The sequence below is a fragment of the Streptomyces zhihengii genome, from assembly GCF_016919245.1.
Classification (GTDB): Bacteria; Actinomycetota; Actinomycetes; order Streptomycetales; family Streptomycetaceae; genus Streptomyces; species Streptomyces zhihengii.
Map to the genome: position 1 here is coordinate 2,221,245 of NZ_JAFEJA010000001.1, position 20,818 is coordinate 2,242,062.

17 protein-coding genes and 1 pseudogene are annotated in these 20,818 nt (G+C 73.4%); 11 read left to right on the top strand and 7 right to left on the bottom strand.

Annotated elements, in window-relative coordinates; translation table 11 throughout:
* Window positions 1-14 precede the first annotated feature (14 nt).
* Genes JE024_RS09025 through JE024_RS09035 form a run of 3 tightly spaced genes read left to right on the top strand, consistent with a single transcriptional unit; the run spans window position 15 to window position 3,639 of the window.
* Window positions 15-2,594, top strand: a complete 2,580-nt coding sequence (locus JE024_RS09025) for a CHAT domain-containing protein (RefSeq protein ID WP_205373085.1) — start codon at window positions 15-17, stop codon at window positions 2,592-2,594.
* Window positions 2,591-2,971, top strand: coding sequence for a hypothetical protein (locus tag JE024_RS09030; RefSeq protein WP_205373086.1), 381 nt, complete (start codon window positions 2,591-2,593; stop codon window positions 2,969-2,971). The genes JE024_RS09025 and JE024_RS09030 overlap by 4 nt, the downstream gene beginning before the upstream one ends.
* A complete protein-coding gene (locus JE024_RS09035) occupies window positions 2,968-3,639 on the top strand; it encodes a hypothetical protein (protein ID WP_205373087.1) in 672 nt (223 codons plus the stop codon). Before JE024_RS09030 ends, JE024_RS09035 begins: the two co-directional genes overlap by 4 nt.
* A gap of 160 nt (window positions 3,640-3,799) precedes the next feature.
* Here the strand turns inward: JE024_RS09035 and JE024_RS09040 are convergent, their stop codons facing one another.
* Entirely contained in the window at window positions 3,800-5,053 is a 1,254-nt protein-coding gene (locus tag JE024_RS09040; protein WP_205373088.1) for an MFS transporter, read from the bottom strand.
* Between the two features lie 144 nt (window positions 5,054-5,197).
* Between JE024_RS09040 and JE024_RS09045 the strand changes: the two genes are divergently transcribed.
* The 4 genes from JE024_RS09045 to JE024_RS09060 all read left to right on the top strand — a co-directional run bounded on the left by JE024_RS09045 (window position 5,198) and on the right by JE024_RS09060 (window position 9,308).
* Entirely contained in the window at window positions 5,198-5,755 is a 558-nt protein-coding gene (locus tag JE024_RS09045; protein WP_205373089.1) for a CGNR zinc finger domain-containing protein, read from the top strand.
* A 192-nt stretch (window positions 5,756-5,947) separates the two neighbouring features.
* Window positions 5,948-6,961, top strand: coding sequence for an ArsR/SmtB family transcription factor (locus tag JE024_RS09050; protein ID WP_205373090.1), 1,014 nt, complete (start codon window positions 5,948-5,950; stop codon window positions 6,959-6,961).
* Window positions 6,962-7,161: 200 nt separating this feature from the next.
* On the top strand, window positions 7,162-8,151 hold the full coding sequence (locus JE024_RS09055; RefSeq protein ID WP_205373091.1) for an alpha/beta hydrolase: 990 nt from the start codon (window positions 7,162-7,164) through the stop codon (window positions 8,149-8,151).
* 35 nt (window positions 8,152-8,186) lie between these two features.
* Window positions 8,187-9,308, top strand: coding sequence for a DUF4185 domain-containing protein (locus tag JE024_RS09060; protein WP_205373092.1), 1,122 nt, complete (start codon window positions 8,187-8,189; stop codon window positions 9,306-9,308).
* Window positions 9,309-9,401: 93 nt separating this feature from the next.
* On the opposite strand, the gene JE024_RS09065 is transcribed toward JE024_RS09060, so the two are convergent.
* The 4 genes from JE024_RS09065 to JE024_RS09080 all read right to left on the bottom strand — a co-directional run bounded on the left by JE024_RS09065 (window position 9,402) and on the right by JE024_RS09080 (window position 13,523).
* Window positions 9,402-9,590: a DUF397 domain-containing protein gene (locus JE024_RS09065; protein ID WP_205373093.1), complete on the bottom strand. Its 189-nt coding sequence runs from the start codon at window positions 9,588-9,590 to the stop codon at window positions 9,402-9,404.
* Window positions 9,587-10,474: a helix-turn-helix domain-containing protein gene (locus JE024_RS09070; RefSeq protein WP_205373094.1), complete on the bottom strand. Its 888-nt coding sequence runs from the start codon at window positions 10,472-10,474 to the stop codon at window positions 9,587-9,589. The genes JE024_RS09065 and JE024_RS09070 overlap by 4 nt, the downstream gene beginning before the upstream one ends.
* A gap of 235 nt (window positions 10,475-10,709) precedes the next feature.
* The gene (locus JE024_RS09075) at window positions 10,710-12,266 is read right to left on the bottom strand and encodes an endonuclease domain-containing protein (RefSeq protein ID WP_244882719.1); all 1,557 of its coding nucleotides are present in this window, start codon (window positions 12,264-12,266) and stop codon (window positions 10,710-10,712) included.
* A gap of 264 nt (window positions 12,267-12,530) precedes the next feature.
* Window positions 12,531-13,523: a hypothetical protein gene (locus tag JE024_RS09080; RefSeq protein ID WP_205373095.1), complete on the bottom strand. Its 993-nt coding sequence runs from the start codon at window positions 13,521-13,523 to the stop codon at window positions 12,531-12,533.
* Window positions 13,524-13,873: 350 nt separating this feature from the next.
* Between JE024_RS09080 and aspT the strand changes: the two genes are divergently transcribed.
* From aspT to JE024_RS09095, 3 genes and pseudogenes are all read left to right on the top strand, one after another.
* On the top strand, window positions 13,874-15,550 hold the full coding sequence (aspT, locus tag JE024_RS09085) for an aspartate-alanine antiporter (RefSeq protein ID WP_205373096.1): 1,677 nt from the start codon (window positions 13,874-13,876) through the stop codon (window positions 15,548-15,550).
* A 120-nt stretch (window positions 15,551-15,670) separates the two neighbouring features.
* A pseudogene (locus tag JE024_RS09090) lies at window positions 15,671-16,552 on the top strand (aspartate-alanine antiporter-like transporter); the annotation flags it as partial.
* Between the two features lie 120 nt (window positions 16,553-16,672).
* The gene (locus JE024_RS09095) at window positions 16,673-18,325 is read left to right on the top strand and encodes a bifunctional aspartate transaminase/aspartate 4-decarboxylase (protein ID WP_205373097.1); all 1,653 of its coding nucleotides are present in this window, start codon (window positions 16,673-16,675) and stop codon (window positions 18,323-18,325) included.
* An 82-nt stretch (window positions 18,326-18,407) separates the two neighbouring features.
* Here JE024_RS09095 and JE024_RS09100 read toward each other — a convergent pair whose 3' ends face one another.
* Entirely contained in the window at window positions 18,408-19,346 is a 939-nt protein-coding gene (locus JE024_RS09100) for a DMT family transporter (protein WP_205373098.1), read from the bottom strand.
* 124 nt (window positions 19,347-19,470) lie between these two features.
* Between JE024_RS09100 and JE024_RS09105 the strand changes: the two genes are divergently transcribed.
* Entirely contained in the window at window positions 19,471-20,148 is a 678-nt protein-coding gene (locus JE024_RS09105; RefSeq protein WP_205373099.1) for a TetR/AcrR family transcriptional regulator, read from the top strand.
* A 61-nt stretch (window positions 20,149-20,209) separates the two neighbouring features.
* Here JE024_RS09105 and JE024_RS09110 read toward each other — a convergent pair whose 3' ends face one another.
* Window positions 20,210-20,812, bottom strand: coding sequence for a helix-turn-helix domain-containing protein (locus JE024_RS09110; RefSeq protein ID WP_205373100.1), 603 nt, complete (start codon window positions 20,810-20,812; stop codon window positions 20,210-20,212).
* Between the last annotated feature and the right edge of the window lie 6 nt (window positions 20,813-20,818).

A 20,818-nucleotide genomic window follows, 5' to 3' on the forward strand; every position in this document is an offset into this window, starting at 1 on the left:
ACCAGGGGGGACCGATGGGGGATTCCTACGTCACCGACATCGCCGAGCACCCGGCCTGCGCGGTGCTGCTGTCCGCCTGGCAGTCACCCGACGCCGAGCGGCGGCGGGCGATGGTCGAAGGGCTCGGCATTCCCGGCCCCATCGCGCTGCGCAGCCGCTACCGCATGCTGCTGGACCCCCAGGCCCCCGCGGGGCCGTGGAACCCGGGGCTCACGCCGGAGAGCTGGGCGCGGCAGCTGCGGCTGGAGACCGAGGGCGACAACGCGGTGCGGTCCGGCGCGCTCACCGTCGCGCGGGACGCCTTCCGCGCCCTTCTGGCCGAGGCGCCCCCCGACCGGCCGCGTGTGGCCGCCGTCCACGCCCACCTCGGGCTCGGCAAGGTCGCCATGGAGCGGAACGACATCGAGTCCGCGGCCGAGCACTTCGCACGGGCGTCGGCCGCGGCCGACGCGTCGCGCTACCGCTTCGGACGGGCGCAGACGCTGGTCCACTGGGCGTACATGACCCTGTGGCACCACTCCGCCGAACTCGCTCTGGACCAGTTCCAGGAGGCGGCCTCCATCGCCGGGGCCCTCGACGACCCGGTGTTCCAGGGCAACGCCCAGCTCGGCGCGGCCGAGTGCGCGGAGCGGCTCGGCCAGCTGGACCGCATGGAGCGGCACGGCAAGGACGCCTACGCCACGTTCGTCTCCGTCCACTCGGCGCACGGCCAGGGCAACGCGGCCCAGCGGCTGGCCGGCTGGCTGCACCGCCGGGGCAGGCACGCCGAGGCCTGGGAATGGCTCGACCTGGCGCTGGCCGCCTTCCGGCAGGACGGCAACCCGACGGGCCTGGCCAATCTGCACTCGCTGCGCGGTGACCTCCTGCTGGACGAACGCCGCTTCGCGGAGGCGGGCGACGAGCACGGCAGGGCTCTCGAACTCGCCACGTCCGCCGGCCTGTCGCGGGCGCGCGCCCACGCCGTGCACGACCTGGGCCGCACGGCACGCGGGCTGGGCGACTGGCCCGGGGCGGTCGCGCTGTTCACCCGGTCCCTGCGGGAGTACCGGGACCTCGGCGACCTGCTCGGCATGTCCAACGCCTTCGGCAAGCTGGCCGAGGCACAGGAGAAGTGCGGCTCCGCGGACGAGGCGTTACGTACCTGGCGCGAAGCCGTCGTGGAGGTCGAGCACTACCGCGCCGACCACCAGGAGGACCGCTTCCAGGAGGAGTACCGGCGACGCTTCCGCGGCATCTACGGCGGAGCGCTGTCCGCGGCCGAGCAGCACCGCTCCCCCGAGACCTTCGCCGTGGTGGCCGACTTCCTGGCCGGCCGCCGGCTGGCGGGACTGCTGGAGGCGAGCAGTGCCGCGCCGGCCGGCGAGGCACCGGACCGGCTGCGGGAACTGCTCGCCGGAGCGGACCGCGGACTGCTGGCCCACCGGCGCGCCGCAGGGCCGGACGCCGACGGCACGCGCCGTGAGAGCCGCATCCGCCGGCTGGGCGCGTTCGACACCCGGCAGGACACCGGGGCCCCGGCGGACAAGTCCCTCGACGACCTGCTCGCCGCGGTGTACCTCCCCCCGGCCGACGAGGGCGGCGCCCTGCTGGGGGCGCTGCCCGACGGATGCCACGCCCTCCAGCTCCTCCTCGACCCGGTGGAGGAGGAGCTGGTGCGCTGGCTGTGGAAGCCCCCGGGAGGCAAGGCCGCCCTGGGCAGCTTCCGGCTGACGCCGCCCGCCCTGGACCTGCTGTCCGTCCTGCGGTCCGGTGATCGGGCGGCCGAACGCCAGGCGCTGACGGCCGAGGACCTACGACCGCTGTCCGCCCCCCTGCTCCCGGCGCCGCTCACCACGGCCCTCCTCGGGGCCGGCCCGCACGACCTGCTGATCCTCCCGGCCGGCGAGCTCTGGCGGGTGCCGTGGGGCGCCCTGCCGCTGCCGGACGGCCGGCTTCTCGGCGAGGTGTCGCACTTCGTGGTCTGCCCCTCGCTGACCATCCAGCGGCAACTGGCCACACGCGAGGGCGCCACGGACGGCCCGCGCGTCCCCGTCGACGTCGACGTGTGGCGCAGCCCGCTCGTGAAGCACCACCCCATGGAGCTGTTCCGGGACCACCGGTGGAACCCCCGGCGGCTCACCTCGGCGGCCGAGGCCCGCGACGCGGTCTGCGAGGGGCGCACGCTCATGGTGCTGACCGGGCACGGCAGGCCCCGCCCCGAGACCCGTCACTACCTCGAACTCGACCGGGACACCTGGCTGCTGCCCACCGACCTGCTCGGCCGTCGCCCGCCCCGGCGACTGGCCCTGATCGCCTGCTGGGGCAGCACCTCCCCGGGCCGTGCGCCCGGCGACCCGATCAGCATCGCGACCCTGGCGCTGGCCGGAGGCTCCGACGAGGTACTGGCCACCGTGGGGGAACTGGGCGATTCCGCGCCCGCGACCCGGTACGTGGAGATGGTGCTGAACGCGCTGCCCGAGCACGGCATGGCGGCGGCGGTGCACCGGGCCACGCGCCGCTTCCTCAGCCGCCGCGAGTACCGCTCGCTTCCGGTGCTCGACTGGGCCCCCCTCGTCCCCATCGGCACCCACCGACCCACCGGAGGCCGGCCATGACCACCCGCCCGCACCAGGCACTCGCCTACGAGCTCGACGAGCCCCTGGCCTACCGGTGGACCGACACCGCCTTCGACATGTGCACCGCGGACGACCCCGGGCTCACGGTGGCCGTGGAGCATTCCGCGGGGATCACCCGGGTGGTCGTCAGCGGATTCTGCCCCCGGTGCCTGGGAGAGATATCCGGCGAGGAGATCCTGACCGCCGCCGGCGAGAAGGGTGTCCTCGGCGACGGCACGGCGGGCACGCCGGATCTCTTCACCCGTGTCCTGGTGACCTGCAACTGCGAGCTCGGTCACGAGAACCGGCCCGCGGACGTGAAGACCGGCTGCGGCATCACCTTCGCCGTCGAGGTGTTCCGGGACGACCTCGCATGACGCCAGCGGAGCGCTACCGGAGGCCGGCCGCTCCCCCGAGCGAGCGCGAACTCGCCGAGGACAGGGCCTGGCGGCAGTACACGGAGGAGTCCCTGGCCCGGGCACAGTCCAGCGCAGAGCAGTGGCGCACCGGACTGGGGCTGCTGGTGACGGTGATGGCCGCCGGACTGATGCTGGGCGGGCCCGGCAGGATGGCCGACCTGCGCCCCGAATGGCGCGCCGTCCTGACCGCCGGTCTGGGAATCGGATTCGTCGTGGCACTGTGCGGTCTGTGGGCCGCCTCGCGTGCCGCCGCGGCAGGGGGTTCGGGCCCCGCCGACCGCGACCGGGTGCGCGCCGCCCACGGCGGCCTCGCCGCCTACAAGGCGGCCGTGGCGGCGCGCGGCTGGCGGGACATCCGCAGAGCACGCATCGCGCTGCTGGTCTCCGTGCCGCTGATCGTCACCATGACGCTGACGTCCTGGTGGCTCCCCCGCGAGTCCCCGGCGCCCGCCAACGGACCGAACCCCCGCGTCCTCGTCGTCACCCCCGGTGCGGTCCGCTGCGGCGAACTGACCGGTACCGGGGCCGTCCTGACCGTCCGCCCGGCCGGCGGATCCGGCGCTCCGCAGCGGATCCCGGTCACCCGGATCCGGTCCTTGACGGTGGTGCAGTCCTGCCCGCCATGACCACGCGCGCCCCCCGGCGCACAGCCGCACCGGAGCCCGGGAGGAGCGCCGCCGTGAGCAGACCGAGCAGGGCCGGCTGCACACGGCAGGAGACGTACACGGTCGACACGACGCGCACGGGCTGAGCGAGGGCCGTTCGCCCGGGGCACCTCGCCCCCGCTCACCCCTCCGCCCGGAGCGCGGCCGGTGTGACGGTGCGCAGGAACGGGACGACGGTCGCGGCCGCGAGCAGCGCGAGCACCACGAACGCGGCCCGTGGGGAGACGAGTTCGCCGATCACGCCAGCCAGTCCCGCGCCCAGCGGCATCGCCCCCCAGCCGAACAGGCGGGACGCCGCGCCGAACCGGCCGAGCAGTCCGTCGGGGACCAGACGCTGCCCGATGGTGCGGGAGTTGACCGTCCACAGCGTGCCGCCCATCCCGCCGAGGAAGGCGCCGGCGGCCACGGCCCAGGTCTGCGTGGTCAGGGCCGGCAGGGCGGCCATCGCCGCCGTGCCGAGGAGGTCGGCGAACATCGCCCAGCGGACGCCGAGGAGCCGGTTCACCGCGGTGACGGCGAGGGCACCGGTGAGCCCGCCGACGCCGAGGGCGCTGAGCACCAGTCCGTACTCGCCGGCGTCGAGCCCCATCTCCTGCTTCGCGTACAGCGGGATCAGCGCGAGCCAGCCGCCCCAGACCGCGCACAGCGCGGTCAGGACGAGCGACATCGTGCGCAGCAGGTGGTGCCGCCACAGGAAACGGAGTCCTTCGGCGATGCGGGCGTTGACGGAGGCGGGGGCGGCGGTGCCGCGCTCGGCGCGGAAGCGGCCCGCGAGGAACGGCAGGGCGAGGGCGGCAACGGCGTACGCGATCCAGGTGGCGCCCAGCGCCAGACCCGTGCCGGCGGCCATCAGCAGGCCCCCGGCGAACGGTCCCGCGAACTCCTGGCAGACCGTCTCGGCCCCGGACATCCAGGCGTTGACGCGGCCCCGGGCCTCCCTCGGCACTGCGGCGGGTACGAGGGCGGGGCCCGCCGTGCCGGCGATCACGTCGGCCACGCCGAGGACCGCGCCGGCGAGCAGCAGCTGGGGCAGCGAGAGGCCGCCGCCGGCCGCCGCGGCGGCGAGCCAGCCGACCGCGGCGAGCCGCAGGGCGTTCGCGGCCCACAGCAGGCGGCGCCGGTCCAGGCGGTCCACGAGGACGCCCACGTGCAGGGCGATCAGCAGCCAGGGCGCGGTGAGGGTCAGCGAGACGGCCGCGACCCTGGCGGGGGAATCGGTCAGCTCGGCGGCGAGCATCGGAAGGGCCATCTTCAGCACGCCGTCGGCGAGATTGGTGGCGGCGGTGAAGGCGACGAGCACGGCGGTGTTGCGCCGCGCGGGGGGCCGCTCCGGCGCCGCCCCTGCCGCCCCTGCGCCCCGCGTCGCTGTCGCCATCCCCGCCCCCACTAACCGTCTATCCCGTTGACCGGTGAGACGAGCGTGGCATGACGCACCCTCCCGCCGCAACCGGCTAAACGGATAGCCGGTAGACTGGTGGATGGATTCGGCCACCGACCAACCGACCCGAGGACGGGACGCATGCTCGAACAGCCCTCCGCGGCGGCGCTGGTGGAGGCGTTCGCCAACACGGTCGACGTGGAGGAGGCGAGCGACGAGATCGCCACCGCCCAGGCACTCGCCTCCTGGCTGCACGACCGGGGGCTCCGGGACACGCCGGATCCCCTGCCGGACACCGCGCACCGGGCGTACCTGGCCCTGCGTGCGGGCATCCGCGAGCGGCTCGGCGCGCACGTCGGCGACACCCCCGACGAAGCCCTGCTGACCGCCGCGGACGCGGTGCTCGCCGAGCACCCCGTCCAGGTCACCGCCGACGGGAGGCTGACTCCGGCGCCCGGCCTGCCCGCCGCGCGGGAGCCCCTGGCCCGTCTCGCCATCGCCTGGAGCGAGCTGACGACCACGGGGGACGCCGCACGCCTCAAGCGGTGCGCGGAGCACACCTGCGGCTGGGTGTTCTGGGACGTGTCGAAGAACCGCAGCCGCCGCTGGTGCTCGATGAAGGTGTGCGGCAACCGCAGCAAGTCCCGCGCCTACGCGGCCCGCACACGGGCCACCGCGGGGCGCGACAACCAGCCCTGATCCAGAGGCGGTTGGAGACACCTGGCGCCTCGACGCACTCTGGCGCCGCCACCGCCCCGGTGCTTGACTGGCGCCCCGGTGCTTGACCGGCGCCCCGCCTCTCCCTCCGCCCACCGGGAGCCCCGGGGGACCGCTTCGCCACGCGCTCCCCCGCCGCACCGCCCACCGCCCCCGCCCTCCGACGGAGCGCCCATGCTGCGGATCCACTTCACGCCCGAGGACATGACGCGTGTCAGGGTGGCCAAGGGACCGGACTTCCTGTGGGAGATCACCAACAGCGTGCAGACGCTGCAACGCAGGGACGGCGAACGGGTGTTCGGCGACTGGCGCCGGTGGGTGCGGTCGAGGCCGCCGGAGAGCCGGCGGCTGCTCTCCCCGCTGCTGCCTCCGTACGGCTACTCGCCGGACTTCCTCACACCGGCCTCCGGGGACCACGGCACCCTCCAGGCAGCCGTGGACGCCCTGCTCGGAACACCGCTCACCAGGCTGCGCACGGAGCTGACGCTGCTCGCGCGCTCCAGGCGGCTGCCGGGCTGGACCCGTGCGCTCGCGGAAGGGGACAGGGAGGTCCTGGCACGGCTCGGGAACGCCGTCGCCTCCTACCAGGCGGAGGTGCTCGTCCCGCACTGGCGGCACGTCCGGGCCGGTGTCGAGGCGGACCGGGCCCACCGGCTGCGGAGCCTGATGGACGGCGGCACCGAGGGACTCCTCGCGAGCCTCGGCCCGCACGCCCGCTGGCGCCCGCCCGTCCTGGAGGTGGCCTGCCCGGTCGATCAGCACCTGCGTCTGGCGGGGCGCGGGCTCGTGCTCCAGCCGTCGTTCTTCTGCTGGCCCGCTCCCACCACACTGGCGGACGGGGCGCTGCCACCCGTCCTGGTCCACCCGATCCGCCACACGGACGGCTGGGCCTCTCCGTCACGGGAGGCGCACGCGCAGGACCGTCTCGGGCTCCTCATCGGCCGGACCCGCGCGGAGCTGCTGCGGGCCGCGCGGAACGGCTGCTCCACCGTGGAGGCCGCCCGCATGCTCCAGGTGACGCACCCCGCGGTGAGCCAGCACATGAACGTGCTGCGCGCCGCCGGCCTCGTCACCACGGTCCGCACCGCAGGCCGGGCGTTCCACCTCGTGACGGCCGAAGGACGCGCCCTGCTGTCCGCCGAGCACCGGGGTCCCGGAGCCGAACCGGCCGCCGGAGGCGGCCCGTAAGCCTGGACTTACAGGACTTGCACCCCCTTCCGGCGGGCCCACACGCTGTCTGACACCACCGCGTCCGGTGGGGGCGCGGCCCCGAGGCGCCCCCTTCCACGAGGCCTCTTCCCACAGGAGCCCCGATGCACAGGCGAAACGCCACCCCGCCGCCGGCGCGTCACCCGGACACCCCGCCCCCTTCCTCGCCGGAGGTCACGTTGAGCACCCACCACCCCACCCGCAGGAACGTCATGAGGGCCGCTGCCGGACTCACCGCGGCGACCGCCCTCGGCGCGGGAGGCGTCCTGGCGTCGGCCGCCGCCGCCCACGCCGTCGGCGACGGATTCGGCCTGCGCATCGTGGACCGGGGCGAGGCCGATCCCCGGATGCGCTACTACCGCTTCGCCACCTCGGCCATCGGCTGGAACCCCGGGGTCAACGTGCTGCTGCCGGACGGCTACCACACCTCGGGCCGCCGGTACCCGGTCCTGTACCTGTTCCACGGCGGCGGCACCGACCAGGACTTCATCACCTTCGACCGGATGGGCATCCGCGCGTGGACGGCGGGCAAGCCGCTCATCGTCGTGATGCCGGACGGGGGCCACGCGGGCTGGTACTCCAACCCGGTCGGCTCCAACGTCGGTCCCCGCAACTGGGAGACCTTCCACATCGCGCAACTGCTGCCGTGGATCGACGCCAACTTCCGCACGTACGCGGAGTACGACGGCCGGGCCGTCTCGGGCTTCTCGATGGGCGGCTTCGGCGCGCTGAAGTACGCGGCCAAGTACTACGGCCACTTCGCCTCGGTCAGCTCGCACTCCGGCCCGGCCAGCCTGCGCCGCGACGGCGGTCTCGTCGTCCACTGGGCCAACCTCTCCTCGGCGGCCGTCGAACTGGGCGGGGGCACGGTCTACGGCGCACCGCTGTGGGACGAGGCGCGCGTCAGCGCGGACAATCCGGTGCAGCGTGTGGAGAGTTACCGGCACAAGCGGGTGTTCCTGGTGGCGGGCACCAGCCCGGACCCGGTCAACTGGTTCGACACCGTCAACGAGACACAGGTCCTGGCGGGGCAGCGGGAGTTCCGGTCCGTGCTCGGCTCCGCCGGGATACCGCACGAGTGGCACGAGGTCCCGGGCGGGCACTTCGTCCGCCCCGACCTCTTCCGCCGGGATCTGGACGGGATCGTCGCCCGTCTCCGCAAGGCCTGACCTCTCGCCCTCCGTCCACGCACCGGGAGCCCGTCATGCAGCCACCGTCACCGCGCCGCCCCGCCCGCCCGGGGACCGGGTCCGCCCCGTCCCCCGCCGGCACCGGTCCGAGCCGCCGGACGCTGCTGCGCACCGCCGCCGGCGGGCTCCCGCTGGCGGGCCTGGGTCTCGCCGCCCCCCGCGCGGGCGCGGCTCCGCGCATCACCGGCACGAAGGTGCGCGACCTCACCGGGCCCGCGCAGACGGGGCGGTTCGCCGCGCCGTGGACCGACCTGGGCATCCCGGCGCGCTGCCCCGACGGGTCGATGCTCCTCGTCTGCGGCGACACCTTCGACGGCGGCGGAGTCGGCGGCCCCGACTGGCGCTCGCCCGTGGGGCTGCGCTCCTCGAACGCGGCACCGGAAGCGCTCCTCGTCGACGGCGCCGTGGGCGGCTCGCGCGCCGTCGGCCTGGTCCCGGAGGGCCACACGGGCGGTACGACCGCCCTCCCCTCCGACGTGTTCACCGTCGGGACGACGATGTACATGCACCTGATGCGCGGGGTGATCCACCGGACCCACCACACCGACTTCTGGCGGTCCGACGACAACGGCGCGACATGGCACTACCTCTGCCAGTGGCCGGGCGACCTGCACGGCGGACAGTTCCAGCAGAAGACCTACGCGGTCGCGGACGACGGCTGGTGCTACGTCCTGTCGACCGCCTTCAACCGGGAGACGACCTCCGGCCTGCTCCTCCACCGGGTGCCCCAGCACGCGCTGGGAGACCCCGCGGCCTACCAGCCCTGGGGCTACGCGGGCGGCCGCTGGGCCTGGGGCAACCCGCCGACGTCGGTGACCCGCGCCCGCCGGTGGGGCGAGATCTGCTTCCGTGCGATGGGCGGCGGATACCTGCTCAGCTGGCTGAACATGAGCCCGCTGGACATCCGGGCCCAGATCTTCGCCCTGCCGACCTCGAACCTCTTCACCGCACCGGAACAGACCATGATCGTCCCCACGGTGCCCGGACGGGAGACCGGCAACGCGGTGGCGAGTCCGTACGGGGGTTTCGTCGTCCCCGGCTCGGCCTTCGACGACCTCCATCTGACCGTCAGCCAGTGGTACGGCGACCAGGACTACCGGGTGATGCAGTACCGGGTGAACGGCCTCACCGGGTGAACGGGCTCACCGGCTGACGCCGCGGACCGTCACCACGCGGGGCCCGGACGCGCGTGAGACGGTCCCTCTCGCCGCGGGAACCAGGATCCGGGGTCAGACCCGCGCGGCGTAGGCGACGAAGTCGGCCCACGAGGCGGCGGACAGGGCGAGTTCGGGGCTCTGCCGGTCCTTGGAGTCCCGGACGTGGACCGCCCGCGCGCCCCGGGCCACCTCGACACAGTCGTCTCCGTCGGAACCGCTGTGGCTGCTCTTGAACCAGACCCGTTCGTCGGTGCTGCTCATGGCGCTCCTCGAAGTTGCCTCAGCAGGCGCCTGGAGTCCTCGGGGGTGAGGGCCTGCGAACGCAGTCTCGCATACCGCTGGAGCATGATGCTGACCTCCTTCGGGTCCGTGATCAGCATTCCGCCGCGCTGGCCTTCCGCGTAGCCGGACCACTTGTGGTTAGGGGATTCCAGGAGCCTCAACGGCCCGTCGAATCCCGCGTGATCGGGCTGATGCCGCGGCATGATCTGCAACTCGACGTTGAACTGCGACGAGCGTTCCAGGAGGCGGTCCAGCACTCCCCGCGTCACCGCGGGACCGCCCGTGCCGCGCTCGAGGAGGGCCTGCTCGACGATGAAGCTGAAGGCGATCGGCGGCCTGCGGTCGAAGAGCCGCTGACGCTCCAGCCGGGCCGCGACCTGTTCGGCGACCTGCTGCTCGTCCTTGACCGGCGGCACACTCTCGGTCACCGCCCGCGCGTACGCCTCCGTCTGGAGCAGGCCGGGCACGACCCGGCACTCGTACGTCCACAGCGTCACCGCCTGCGCCTCCAGCCGCGCCCACTGCCGGAACCAACTGGCCAGCCCCGCCTGCCGCGAGAGGTGCGGGGCGGCCCTGCGCAGCGCCCCCGTGTTGCCGAGGAACTCTTCCGCGCGGTCCACGAAGTCGCTGTCCGGCATGCGCCGGCCCAGTTCGACCGAGGCGACGGTGTGCTTGGAGTACCTGATCAGGGTGCCGAACTCCTCGCGGCTCAGCCCCGCGTGCTCGCGTAACGCCTGGACGACCGCGCCGAAGGTGCGCAGACTGTCCGAGACCTCGGGCTGGGCACCGGTGCCCGCCGCCCCGGGACCCGACGTCGGTCCTGCGACACCGTCCCCGTCACCGCCTGTGTGTTCGTAGGCCACCTGCGGCCACCTCCCGTGCCCGTGCTGCCGAACCGCCGGCTGCTCCGGTTCATCGTCACGCCACGTGATGCGTACCGTCCATCGAACACCGCGTACGCAGCCCCCGCGTACACGGACCGGGACGCGTGCCGGACACCGCGCCCAGGAGCCGCCGATCGAACGGCGTGTCGGGGCGGTCGGGGTCACCGAAGGCCCGCGGCCCCGCCCCGCCGCCGAACACGGCACGGGCTCCGGATCAGAACAGTCCCATGCCCTCGCCGCCGGGGTCCGCCACGACCGGCCGGGGCCGTTCGGGGAGGTCGTCCACCCGGTCGGGGCCTGCCGCGGCGGCGACGGCCGGGGCCGTCTCGGCCAGCCAGCCGCGGAACCGGTCGGCGGCCTCACGGTAGGGCACCCGCGCCAGCACACGGTGCTCACCGGCGGGGCAGAAGTCGACCGAGACGGTGAACAGGCAGGTACGGGGCGTTTTCTGACTGCCCGTCCAGGACACGCGCAGATCTCCGCAGGGCTCGCGTCCGCGCGAGGCCCGATGGGTCGGGCGCAGTGACCGGCAGGCTATGAAGGCGGTCCACGCGGCGAGGTGCGGCAACGGCAGCACGGTGCGAGCGCGGCAGCCGGTGCAACGGTGCCAGTGGCGGAGCCAGTCCCCGGCGCCGGTCCCGAAGAGGCGCGTGTAGCGGTTCGCCACGCGGACGTCGTCGGCGTACAGGTGGTCGGGGCGCTCCCGGGTGTTGCAGGACTGGCAGACGGGGGCGCGCACATAGCCGTGCTCGTGGCAGTGGTCGAGGACGGTGGCGGGTGCTTCCCGGCAGACGGCGCAGAGCCACTCGCCGACCTTCCGGGAGATACCGGGCTTCCTGCTGAGCACCGAGTACAGCCGGCCCTCGAATTCCCTCCCGTAGGGGCGCGGCGCGGCATCGGGCCCCTCGGGGCCCGCCGCCCGCCGGTCCTCGGCCACTCCGGGTGCCGGCGCGGTGGGCGGTGCGCTGCTCCGCGCCGACACCCGCCGGTTCTCGGCCACCCCGGGTGCCGCCCGCCGGTTCTCGGCCACTCCAGGTGCCGGCGCGGTGGGCGGTCCGCTGCTCCGCGCCGACACCCGCCGGTCCTCGGCCACTCCGGGTGCCACCCGCCGGTCCTCGGCCACTCCAGGTGCCGGCGCGGTGGGCGGTGCGCTGCTCCGCGCCGACGCCCACCGCCGGGCGGCGGCGGGCGGCCCGGCCACGGCTGCCCCCGGCCCACCGGGCCGCGCGGCTCGCAGCCACCGGGCCTCGGCGTGCTCGGCCGCGTCGAGCAGCCTCACGACCGTGCGCGGCAGCCACCACGTACGGGACCCGTCACGGACGCGCTCCACGAGCACCTGCCGCCAGTCGACACCCGCCAGATGGCCGGTCCGGTCGGCCCCGTCCCGGGGACCGCCCGGCTCACGCAGCTCCTCCGCGACGCGCCGCCGCCAGCGCAGCGCTGTCCCGCCGTCGCGCTCCGGCTCAGGAGCCTCACGGAACGGACCGACGCGCACCAGGTCCCGCCGGTCCATCCCCACCGCGTTCAGTTCCGCGGCCGCCAGCCGCACCTCACGCTCCGGAGCGCCCCACAGCCCGCCGTCCACCGCGACCGTCGTCACCACCCGGCTCCCGAGCAGGACATACCCCGTCCGGGCACGCGCGGGCGGCCGGGTGCACGCCCCGGAAACCGTCGGGACGTCACCACCGGCGGTCAGACCGGCCCACAGCGCGTCCGCGGCCTCCAGGCTGATCGGACCGTCCGCCCGGCCGGTCACGGCAAGCTCCCTCATCCCGACAAGCTAGCGGCGCGGGCCCCCGGGCCGCGACCAGGTCCTGTGTGACCGTCGCCGACGGCCCCACAGGAGCGTCGGCGTCTCCGGGAACGGACGGGCGGCCGGTCACGCCACCTTCCCGTCAGCCGACGCCGAGCGGACCGGGCCGGTGGCACCTGTGGCCGACGCCGCGAGGAGGCGGGCCGGTGGCGCCTGTGACTGACGACGACGCACCGGCCCGCCTCCTCGCGGCGGACGGCACCACACCCACCCCCGCGCCCCTCAGCCTTCGGCGCAGCCGTGCCGGTCCCCGGACGCCTCGGCGAAGGACGCGAGGATCTGGTTCACGGCTTCCCGCTCCGGGCCGGTGAGCGGCGCGGGGCTGCCGTCGGGGAGTTGGGGCGGTGTGGCCTTGAAGTACGCCGCACCGAGCGCGCCGGGGCAGGTGCGGGAGCGGGTGACGATACCGTCGACGCTTCCGGGGTAGCGCTTGTCGAGATACGTCTCCTGCATCGCGGAGGGCCCGTAGTACGCGTTGACGCGCATGCGGTGGTCCCGCAGGTGCACGTCGCACTCCTCGGTCAGGGCGCCGGCAGGGTACTCGTGCACGGTCGCGATGCCGAGGACCTCGGCGCTGCGGGGGCCGACGACACCGCGGCAGGTCTCCCGCGCCTCGGCGGCCGGACGCTCCGTGGCCCGCGTCGTGTCGACCGTGTCGGGCCGCCGCCCCAACGTCCCCTCGCAGCCGAATCGTTCGGCTGCCCGCCGGGCCGTCTCCGTGGCGAGGCGCGCGACACCGAGGACCTGGGCGCGGCTGAGCTCCTCGGCGTCCTCCGTGGCCTCGGCGAGCACGAGGAGCCCCTTGCCGGCCAGCGGCGCGCAGTCCACCAGGACCGCCGCCTCGGGCCGTCCCCGGACGATGAAGGACCCGTTCCAGCCGTACCCGACCGGCGCGGCGGCGGCCTCGTCCGCCGCCCCGGCGGCCCGGTGGGCGGCGGAAGGACGTATCTGCAACCGGAGGACGGCGCCGTCCTCCTCGTCCCGCGCCCATACCGAGCAGTACTCGACCTCCTGGCCGACCCACTCAGCCGTGTGCCCCCGGGACTCCAATTCCGCGCCCCCGTAGAACCCGCTCGCCTCATCCACCGCCAGTGACCCACGGCAACTGCCGCGCAGCGGATCCTCCGGCTGCCCGACGACCCCCCAGGTCACACCACCCACGACCAGCACAACCGCCGCGACCGCCGCGCCCTTCGCCCTGCGGTTCCACTCCACGCCGCCCCCGCCTCTCCCACTCCACCGTCCGACACCGGCCGCGCCGACTCCGGTTCACGCCACGGGTGCCACGCGGGCCCGGGGGCCTGCGGAACCGCTCACCGCGACCCTTGCCCGCCGATTGTCCCGAGGAGGAGCGGGACGCCGTTCACGGGGTCCCGAGGCGGCGTGCGCCACGAGCAGGTCAACTCCGCCGGAAGCGGGGTGTCGTCGCCCCCGGGCGACGACATGGCCGAGCAGGGTTCGACCCGCGGTCCGCGCGCCCGCCGCCGACGCCACAGCGTGCGCACTATATTTCCGATATGCACCGATTCAGGTACAAGCCCGGCACAGAGACCGGCTGAGCCGGCATGGGCGTGTTCAAGGACAACCCCGAACTGGTCCTGTTCGCGAGCCTCGCGCTCGGCTACCTCGTGGGGAAACTACGGGTCGGGCCGCTCACCCTGGGCGGCATCTGCGGAACCCTGATCGTCTCCCTGCTGTTCGGCGCCTGGACCAAGGCCCAGGTCTCCGACGACGTGAAGACCGTCTTCTTCGCCCTGTTCATCTTCGCCCTCGGCTACCTGGCCGGGCCGCAGTTCTTCCGGAACCTCAACCGCGGGAGCCTGCGGTTCTTCGTGCTGTGCGGGATCGAGCTGGTCTGCGTGCTCGGCATCGCCCTCGGCCTCGCCGAGTGGTTCGACCTCGACGTCGGCACGGCGTCGGGCATCCTGGCCGGCGCCGCCACCGAGTCCGCGGTCGTGGGCACGGCCACCGAGGCCATCGGCGAGCTGTCGAACCTGACGGCGGCCCAGATCAGCGAGTACCAGGGCAACGTCGCCACCGCCTACACGGTCTGCTACCTGTTCGGCCTGATCACCGTCGTGCTCTACACGAGCCAGATCATGCCGATCCTGATGCGCGTCAATCTGCGGGACGCCTCGCGGGAGCTGTGGGAGCGCACGCGCCGCTCCGGCGGCCTGGACGCGGACGAGCGCCCGGCGATGCCCGGTGTGGTGGGGCGCACCTACCTCGTCACCACGGCCGACGGCAGGTCCGTGGCGGAGCTGGAGGCCGGGCACGCCGAGCGGATCACCGTGGAGGCCGTCAAGCGCGGCAGCGTGATCCTGGACGTCACGCCCGAACTGGAGCTGACCCTCTCCGACCTGGTGCTGCTGGTCGGCCGCCGGGCCAACGTGATCGCGGCGGGCCGGCTCATCGGGCCCGAGACACCGGGCGTGCCAGGTCTCGACTCCCCGCTGGCGACCCAGCAGGTGTCGGTCACCGAGAAGGCCACCGAGGGCCGCACCATCGACGAACTCCAGCGGACCCACCCGGAGTTCTACCGGGACGGCGTCTACGTCAGCGACGTGGTCCGCGGCGACCAGGACCTGCCCGCCAACGGCGACACCGTGCTGCACCGCGGGGACGTCCTCACGCTGGTGGGCGCACGGGCGGGGCTCGGCAAGCTGGTGGCGAGGATCGGCTCCGTCGTCAGGAACGACGCCACCGACTTCATCTATCTGGGGCTCGGCATCGCGGCGGGCTCGCTGCTCGGCCAGGTCGTGGTCACCTTCGGGGACGTTCCGCTCTCCCTCGGAACCGGCGGCGGCTGCCTGGTGTCGGGGCTGCTCTTCGGCTGGTTCCGCTCCCGCAGCCAGACCTTCGGAGCGTTTCCGCCGCAGGCCGCCACCACCATCAAGGACATGGGGCTGGCGATCTTCATCGCCTGCACCGGCCTGGTGTCCGGCCCGCAGGCGTGGCCGCTGCTGAAGGAGTACGGAGCGCTGCTGCCCTTCGCGGGGATCGCGATGGTCCTCGTGCCCGCGACCCTCTCCCTCGTCGTCGGCCGCAAACTCCTCAAGATCGAGAAGCCGCTCCTGGTGGGCGCCATCGCCGGCCAGCAGTGCTCGACCCCCGCGATCACCGCCATCACCCAGGTGGCGCAGTCGTCGGTACCGATGCTCGGCTACACGGTCACCTACGCACTCTCCAACTTCCTCCTCCCGCTGACCGGTCCGGTACTCGTCGGGATCCTCGGCCACTGACAGACGCGAGACCCCGTGATCGACTTCCTCAACCGCAACGTCTTCCAGCCCTACCCGGAACTCCTGGTCTTCCTCACCGTCGCCGTCGGTTTCCTGGTCGGGCGGGCCCTGGCCCACTGCGACGTCATCGCCGTGAGCGCCCTGCGGACGTCACTCGTCGACTACGACCCCCGCACCCACATCGGCGGGGAGACCGACGACGTCGAACTCCTCGGCTACCGGACCGAGTCGCTCCATGTGGTCGCCTCCGAGAGGGCCCAGCTGGGCAGGACGGTGGCCCGGCTCCGGAGCGAGCCGTTCATGGTGGGCGTCTACATCGAGAAGATCTACCGGTCCGGCGCGGAGTTCCCGTACCGCCTGTCCACCAGGATCGATCGCGGTGACACCCTCGTCCTGACCGGCCCCAAGCGACTCGTCGACCCGGCCGGCGCGGCCATCGGCACACCGGTGCCGACCTCGTTCGCCACCGACATGATCTGGGTGGGCCTCGGCGTCTTCCTCGGCGGCTGTATCGGAATCCCCGCGCTGACCGTCGGCGGCGTCCCCATCTCGCTGTCGACCTCCGGCGGCGCGCTCATCATGGGCCTGGTCTTCGGCTGGATCCGCGGCAAGTACCCGACGTACGGCAACGTCCCGCCCGGTGCGCAGTGGTTCATGGACACGCTCGGGCTCTGCCTGTTCGTCGCGGTCGTCGGCATCAACGCGGGCCCGAGCTTCACGTCGGGCCTGTCCCAGGCGGGCTGGGGTCTGCTGCTCTTCGGAGCGGTCGCCACCGTCGTCCCGCTGGCCGTCGGCTTCCTGTTCGGCCACCACGTGCAGAAGCTGAGGTTCCCCGTCCTGATGGGCGTTCTCGCGGGCGGCCAGACCACCACGGCGGCGATCGGCGCGATCAACGAGGCCTCCCGGTCCCAGGTGCCCACGCTCGGCTACACGATCCCCTACGCCGTCGGCAACGTGCTGCTGACGATCTGGGGCGCCGTGATCGTCCTCCTCCGGCACTGATCCCGACAGCACCGACCCGACACCCCACCGCGCCGACCGCACCCACCGCTCCGACCGCGCCCAGCCAACCGCACCGAGCCGGCCGACCCCGGTCCGACCTGAAGAGAATGAGGCCGCGTGATGACCAGGACCACCCTGACCCGCGAGCAGATCCAGCGGTACGCCCAGCTGTCCCCGTTCGAGCTGAAGAACGTCTTCATCGAGCTGGCCCGGCAGGCGCAGGCGGACGAGCCCGGGCAGAAGGAGAAGTCCTCCGTCCAGATGCTCAACGCGGGGCGGGGCAACCCGAACTGGATCGCCACCGGCCCGCGCGAGGCGTTCTTCGCCCTCGGCCACTTCGCGCTGGAGGAGTCCCGCCGGGTGTGGACCGCCGACAACCTCGGCGGCATGCCCGAGCAGCAGGGCGCCTACGAGCGCTTCGACACCTTCGTGCGGTGCCACCCCGGCATGCCGGGCATCGAGCTGCTCGCCCAGTGCGTACAACTCGGGATCCAGCGGTTCGCGTTCGACAAGGACGCCTGGGTCCACGAACTCGCGGACGCCGTCATCGGCGACAACTACCCCGTGCCCGACCGGATGCTGCCCCACGGCGAACAGGTCGTCCGCGGCTACCTCGCCGACGAGATGTTCGACAAGCGGCCCCCGGAGGGCGGCCTGTCGCTGTTCGCCACCGAGGGCGGCACGGCGGCCATGTGCTACATCTTCGACTCCCTCATGAAGAACGGCCTGCTCGAGAAGGGCGACAGGATCGCCCTGATGGTCCCGCTCTTCACGCCGTACATCGAGATCGCCGAACTCGACACCTACGGATTCGACGTCACGTACATCGCGGCCGACAAGTTCGCCGAGACGGGCGTACGGGAGTGGCGCTACCCCGAGGAGGAGGTCGCCAAGCTGGAGGACCCGGAGATCAAGCTGCTCTGCCTGGTCAACCCCTCCAACCCGCCCTCGCTGGCGCTGAGTTCACGGGTGGCCGGGCAGATCCGGGACATCGTCGCGTCGAAGAACCCGAACCTGGTGATCGTCACCGACGACGTCTACGGAACGTTCGTCGAGGGCTTCCGCTCCATCGCGGCCGACCTGCCCCGCAACACGCTCCTCGTCTACTCGTACTCGAAGCACTACGGGTGCACCGGCTGGCGGCTGGGCGTGATCGGCCTGCACGACGACAACGTCATCGACGAGCTGATCGCCGCCCTGCCCCAGGAGGAGAAGGACCGCCTCGACAAGCGCTACGGCTCGCTGAGCCTGGAGCCGTCGAAGATCAGGTTCATCGACCGCCTGGTGGCGGACTCCCGCCAGGTCGCGCTGAACCACACGGCCGGGCTCTCCCTGCCGCAGCAGGTGATGATGACCCTCTTCTCCCTCTTCGACATGCTCGACGAGGGGCAGGCGTACAAGCACCGGATCCGCGCGATCGTCCACCAACGCCTCGACCTGCTGCTCGAAGGCGCCCACATGAAGATCAGCCAGGACCCGCAGCGGGCGGGCTACTACATCGAACTGGACCTGCTCGCCGAGGCCGAGCGCGTCCACGGCACACCCTTCGCGGACTACCTGCAGGCGACCTACGAGCCGGTCGACGCCCTGTTCCGGCTCGCCCGGCAGACCGGCGTCGTCCTGCTCAACGGCGGCGGCTTCGAGGGCCCGCAGTGGTCGGTCCGCGTCTCCCTGGCCAACCTCGACGACCTCGACTACCTCAAGATCGGCCACCACCTGAGGGTGATCTTCGACGACTACGTGCAGGAGTGGAAGGACACGCAGGGCGGCTGAGCCGCGGGTCGGGGCACGGGCTCGGGGCGTCGCCGAGCAGTTCGACGCGAAGCCCGGCCCGCCCCGACGGCACCCTCGCCGGTCAGACGAGCTGGATGGTCAGGGAGCCGGCGATCAGCAGAGCGAGGCCCGCGGCGCGCGGCTTCGTGAGGGAGCGCCGGGGGAGCCTGAAGAGACCCCGGTGGTCGATGAGGGCCGAGGTGAGCTGCTGCCCGGTGACGGTGAGTGCGATGGTCACGGCCGCGCCGATCTCGGGGATGAGCAGGAAGGTGCCGGTGACATACGCGGCGGCGCAGACGCCGCCGAGCCAGCCCCACCAGGGCATTCTTCTCAACGGGGCGATCCTGGGCTTCGGCGTCCTCCGAGTCGCGGACAGCACGAGCAGGACGACGGCGATGGTGAGGGTCGCCACGGCGAAGCTGATCGCGGCGACGACGACGGGTTCCTGCAGCTGTGTGCGCAGCCGGGCGTTGACCGCGCCCTGCACGGGCAGGCCGGCTCCGGCGACGATGCCGAGGGCGAGCCAGCCGGCCCGGCGGGGGCTCGACATCCCGGGCACACCGGGAGGGGCCGCGGCCTTCACACCCCGAATGATCACGACGATGCCGGCGAGCACGGCCACGGCGCCGACGAAGATCCCGGCGTTCAGGTCCTGCTGCCGGAGGCCGAGCAGGCCGAAGAGGTCGAGCGCGAGCGAGGCGAACATCTGGCCGGTGACGAAGAGCCCGACGGCCGCCAGGGCGCCGAGCCGGGGGAAGAGCAGGATGCCGCTGGTGATGTAGAGCGGACTGGCGAGTCCGCCGAGCAGGTGCCAGGGCGCGACGTCGGGCAGCCTGCCGAGAGCGCCGAGCGCTCCGGCCGCGATCGCGAGCACCGCCAGCAGTCCGGTGGCGACGCCGAGTTGGACGGCCGAGGCGCCGTAGGGGGTGCCGACGGCCGAGTTGAGCTGGAGGTTCACCGAGGCCTGGACGGCCAGGAGGCAACCGACCAGCAGGGCCGCGGCGAGCAGCGCGGTGTGCATCTGGATCTCCCTGGGACGGGAACGGCGAGGAGGTAAGTGGACAGCGTGTCCGCTTGCACCCAGATGATGCACGGGAAGCGGACACGCTGTCCACTTGCTTTCCGGGGGAAGTAGGGTCTGCTCCATGAGCGACGACGAGCGGCGGGGCCGCGCAGCCGCCTCCGTCCACCGGACCGGAGGGCGACCCGACGATCTCCGACCCGACGATCTCCGGGCCGCGGACGACCAGCCCTGCGCGCCGCCCAGACGCGCGGACGCCGAGCGCAACCGCACCCGGATCCTGGCCGCGGCCGAGCAGCTCTTCGCCCAACAGGACCCGCGCACGGTCACCATGGACCGCATCGCCAAGGCCGCGGGGGTGGGCCGGGCGACGCTCTACCGGAGCTTCCCGGACCCTTCGTCGGTCGCCGTCGCGCTGCTCGACGAGCACGAGCGCACGCTCCAGGGCCGGCTCATCCACGGTCCACCGCCGCTCGGCCCCGGCGCCCCTGCGGGCGAGCGGCTCGCGGCGTTCTACCTCGCGATGCTCGACCTCCTGGAACAGCACCTGCCCCTGGCGCTCGGCGCGGAGACCGGACCCGCACGCTTCCGCACGGGCGCCTACGGCTTCTGGCGCGTGCACGTCCGCACACTGCTCGTCGACCACGGGATCCAGGACCCGGACGCGCTCGTCGACATCGCCCTCAGCCCGCTGTCACCCGAACTCTTCCAGTTCCAGCGGCACGGACTCGGCCTCTCGACCGCACGCCTCGGCCGCTCCCTCGCGGACTTCGCCCGGCAGCTTCTGCGCTCGGGAGAGTGAGGCGGGGCGCCGCCGCGACGGCACCGGCCCCGGCGTCGCCGCCTCCCCGCCCGCCTTCGGGTCACTCGCCGGAGGCGGGCGTTCCCCCGGCCGGCCGGGCGCGGACGTGCATCCGCTCGCCCTGGCGTCCGAAGAGACTGAGCACCTCGACCGAGCCCTGCCCGGTGCTGCCGAACCAGTGCGGCAGGCGGGTGTCGAACTCGGCCACCTCGCCCGGGTCGAGGACCATGTCATGCTCCGCCAGCACGAGCCGAAGCCGCCCGGAGAGCACGTACAGCCACTCGTACCCCTCGTGGGTGCACGGCTCGGGGGTGTCGCGGCTCGCGGGGAGAACCATCTTGTAGCTCTGCAGCGGGCCCGGCCGACGGGTCAGCGGCAGCACCGTGTTGCCGCTGACCACGTGCGGCTTGAGGCGCACCCTGGGGTCGCCCACCTCGGGGGCGCCGACCAGCTCGTCGATCGGGACCCGGTGGGCCCGGGCGATGGGCAGCAGGAGTTCCAGGCTGGGGCGGCGCCGGCCGTTCTCCAGGCGCGAGAGCGTGCTCTTGGAGATGCCGGTCACCTCCGAAAGCCCGGCGAGGGTGACGCCGCGAGCGCTGCGCACGCGCTTCAGCCGGGGACCGACGGCGGCCAGGGCCTGGGTGATGGACGAACACCGCTCCATGCCGTC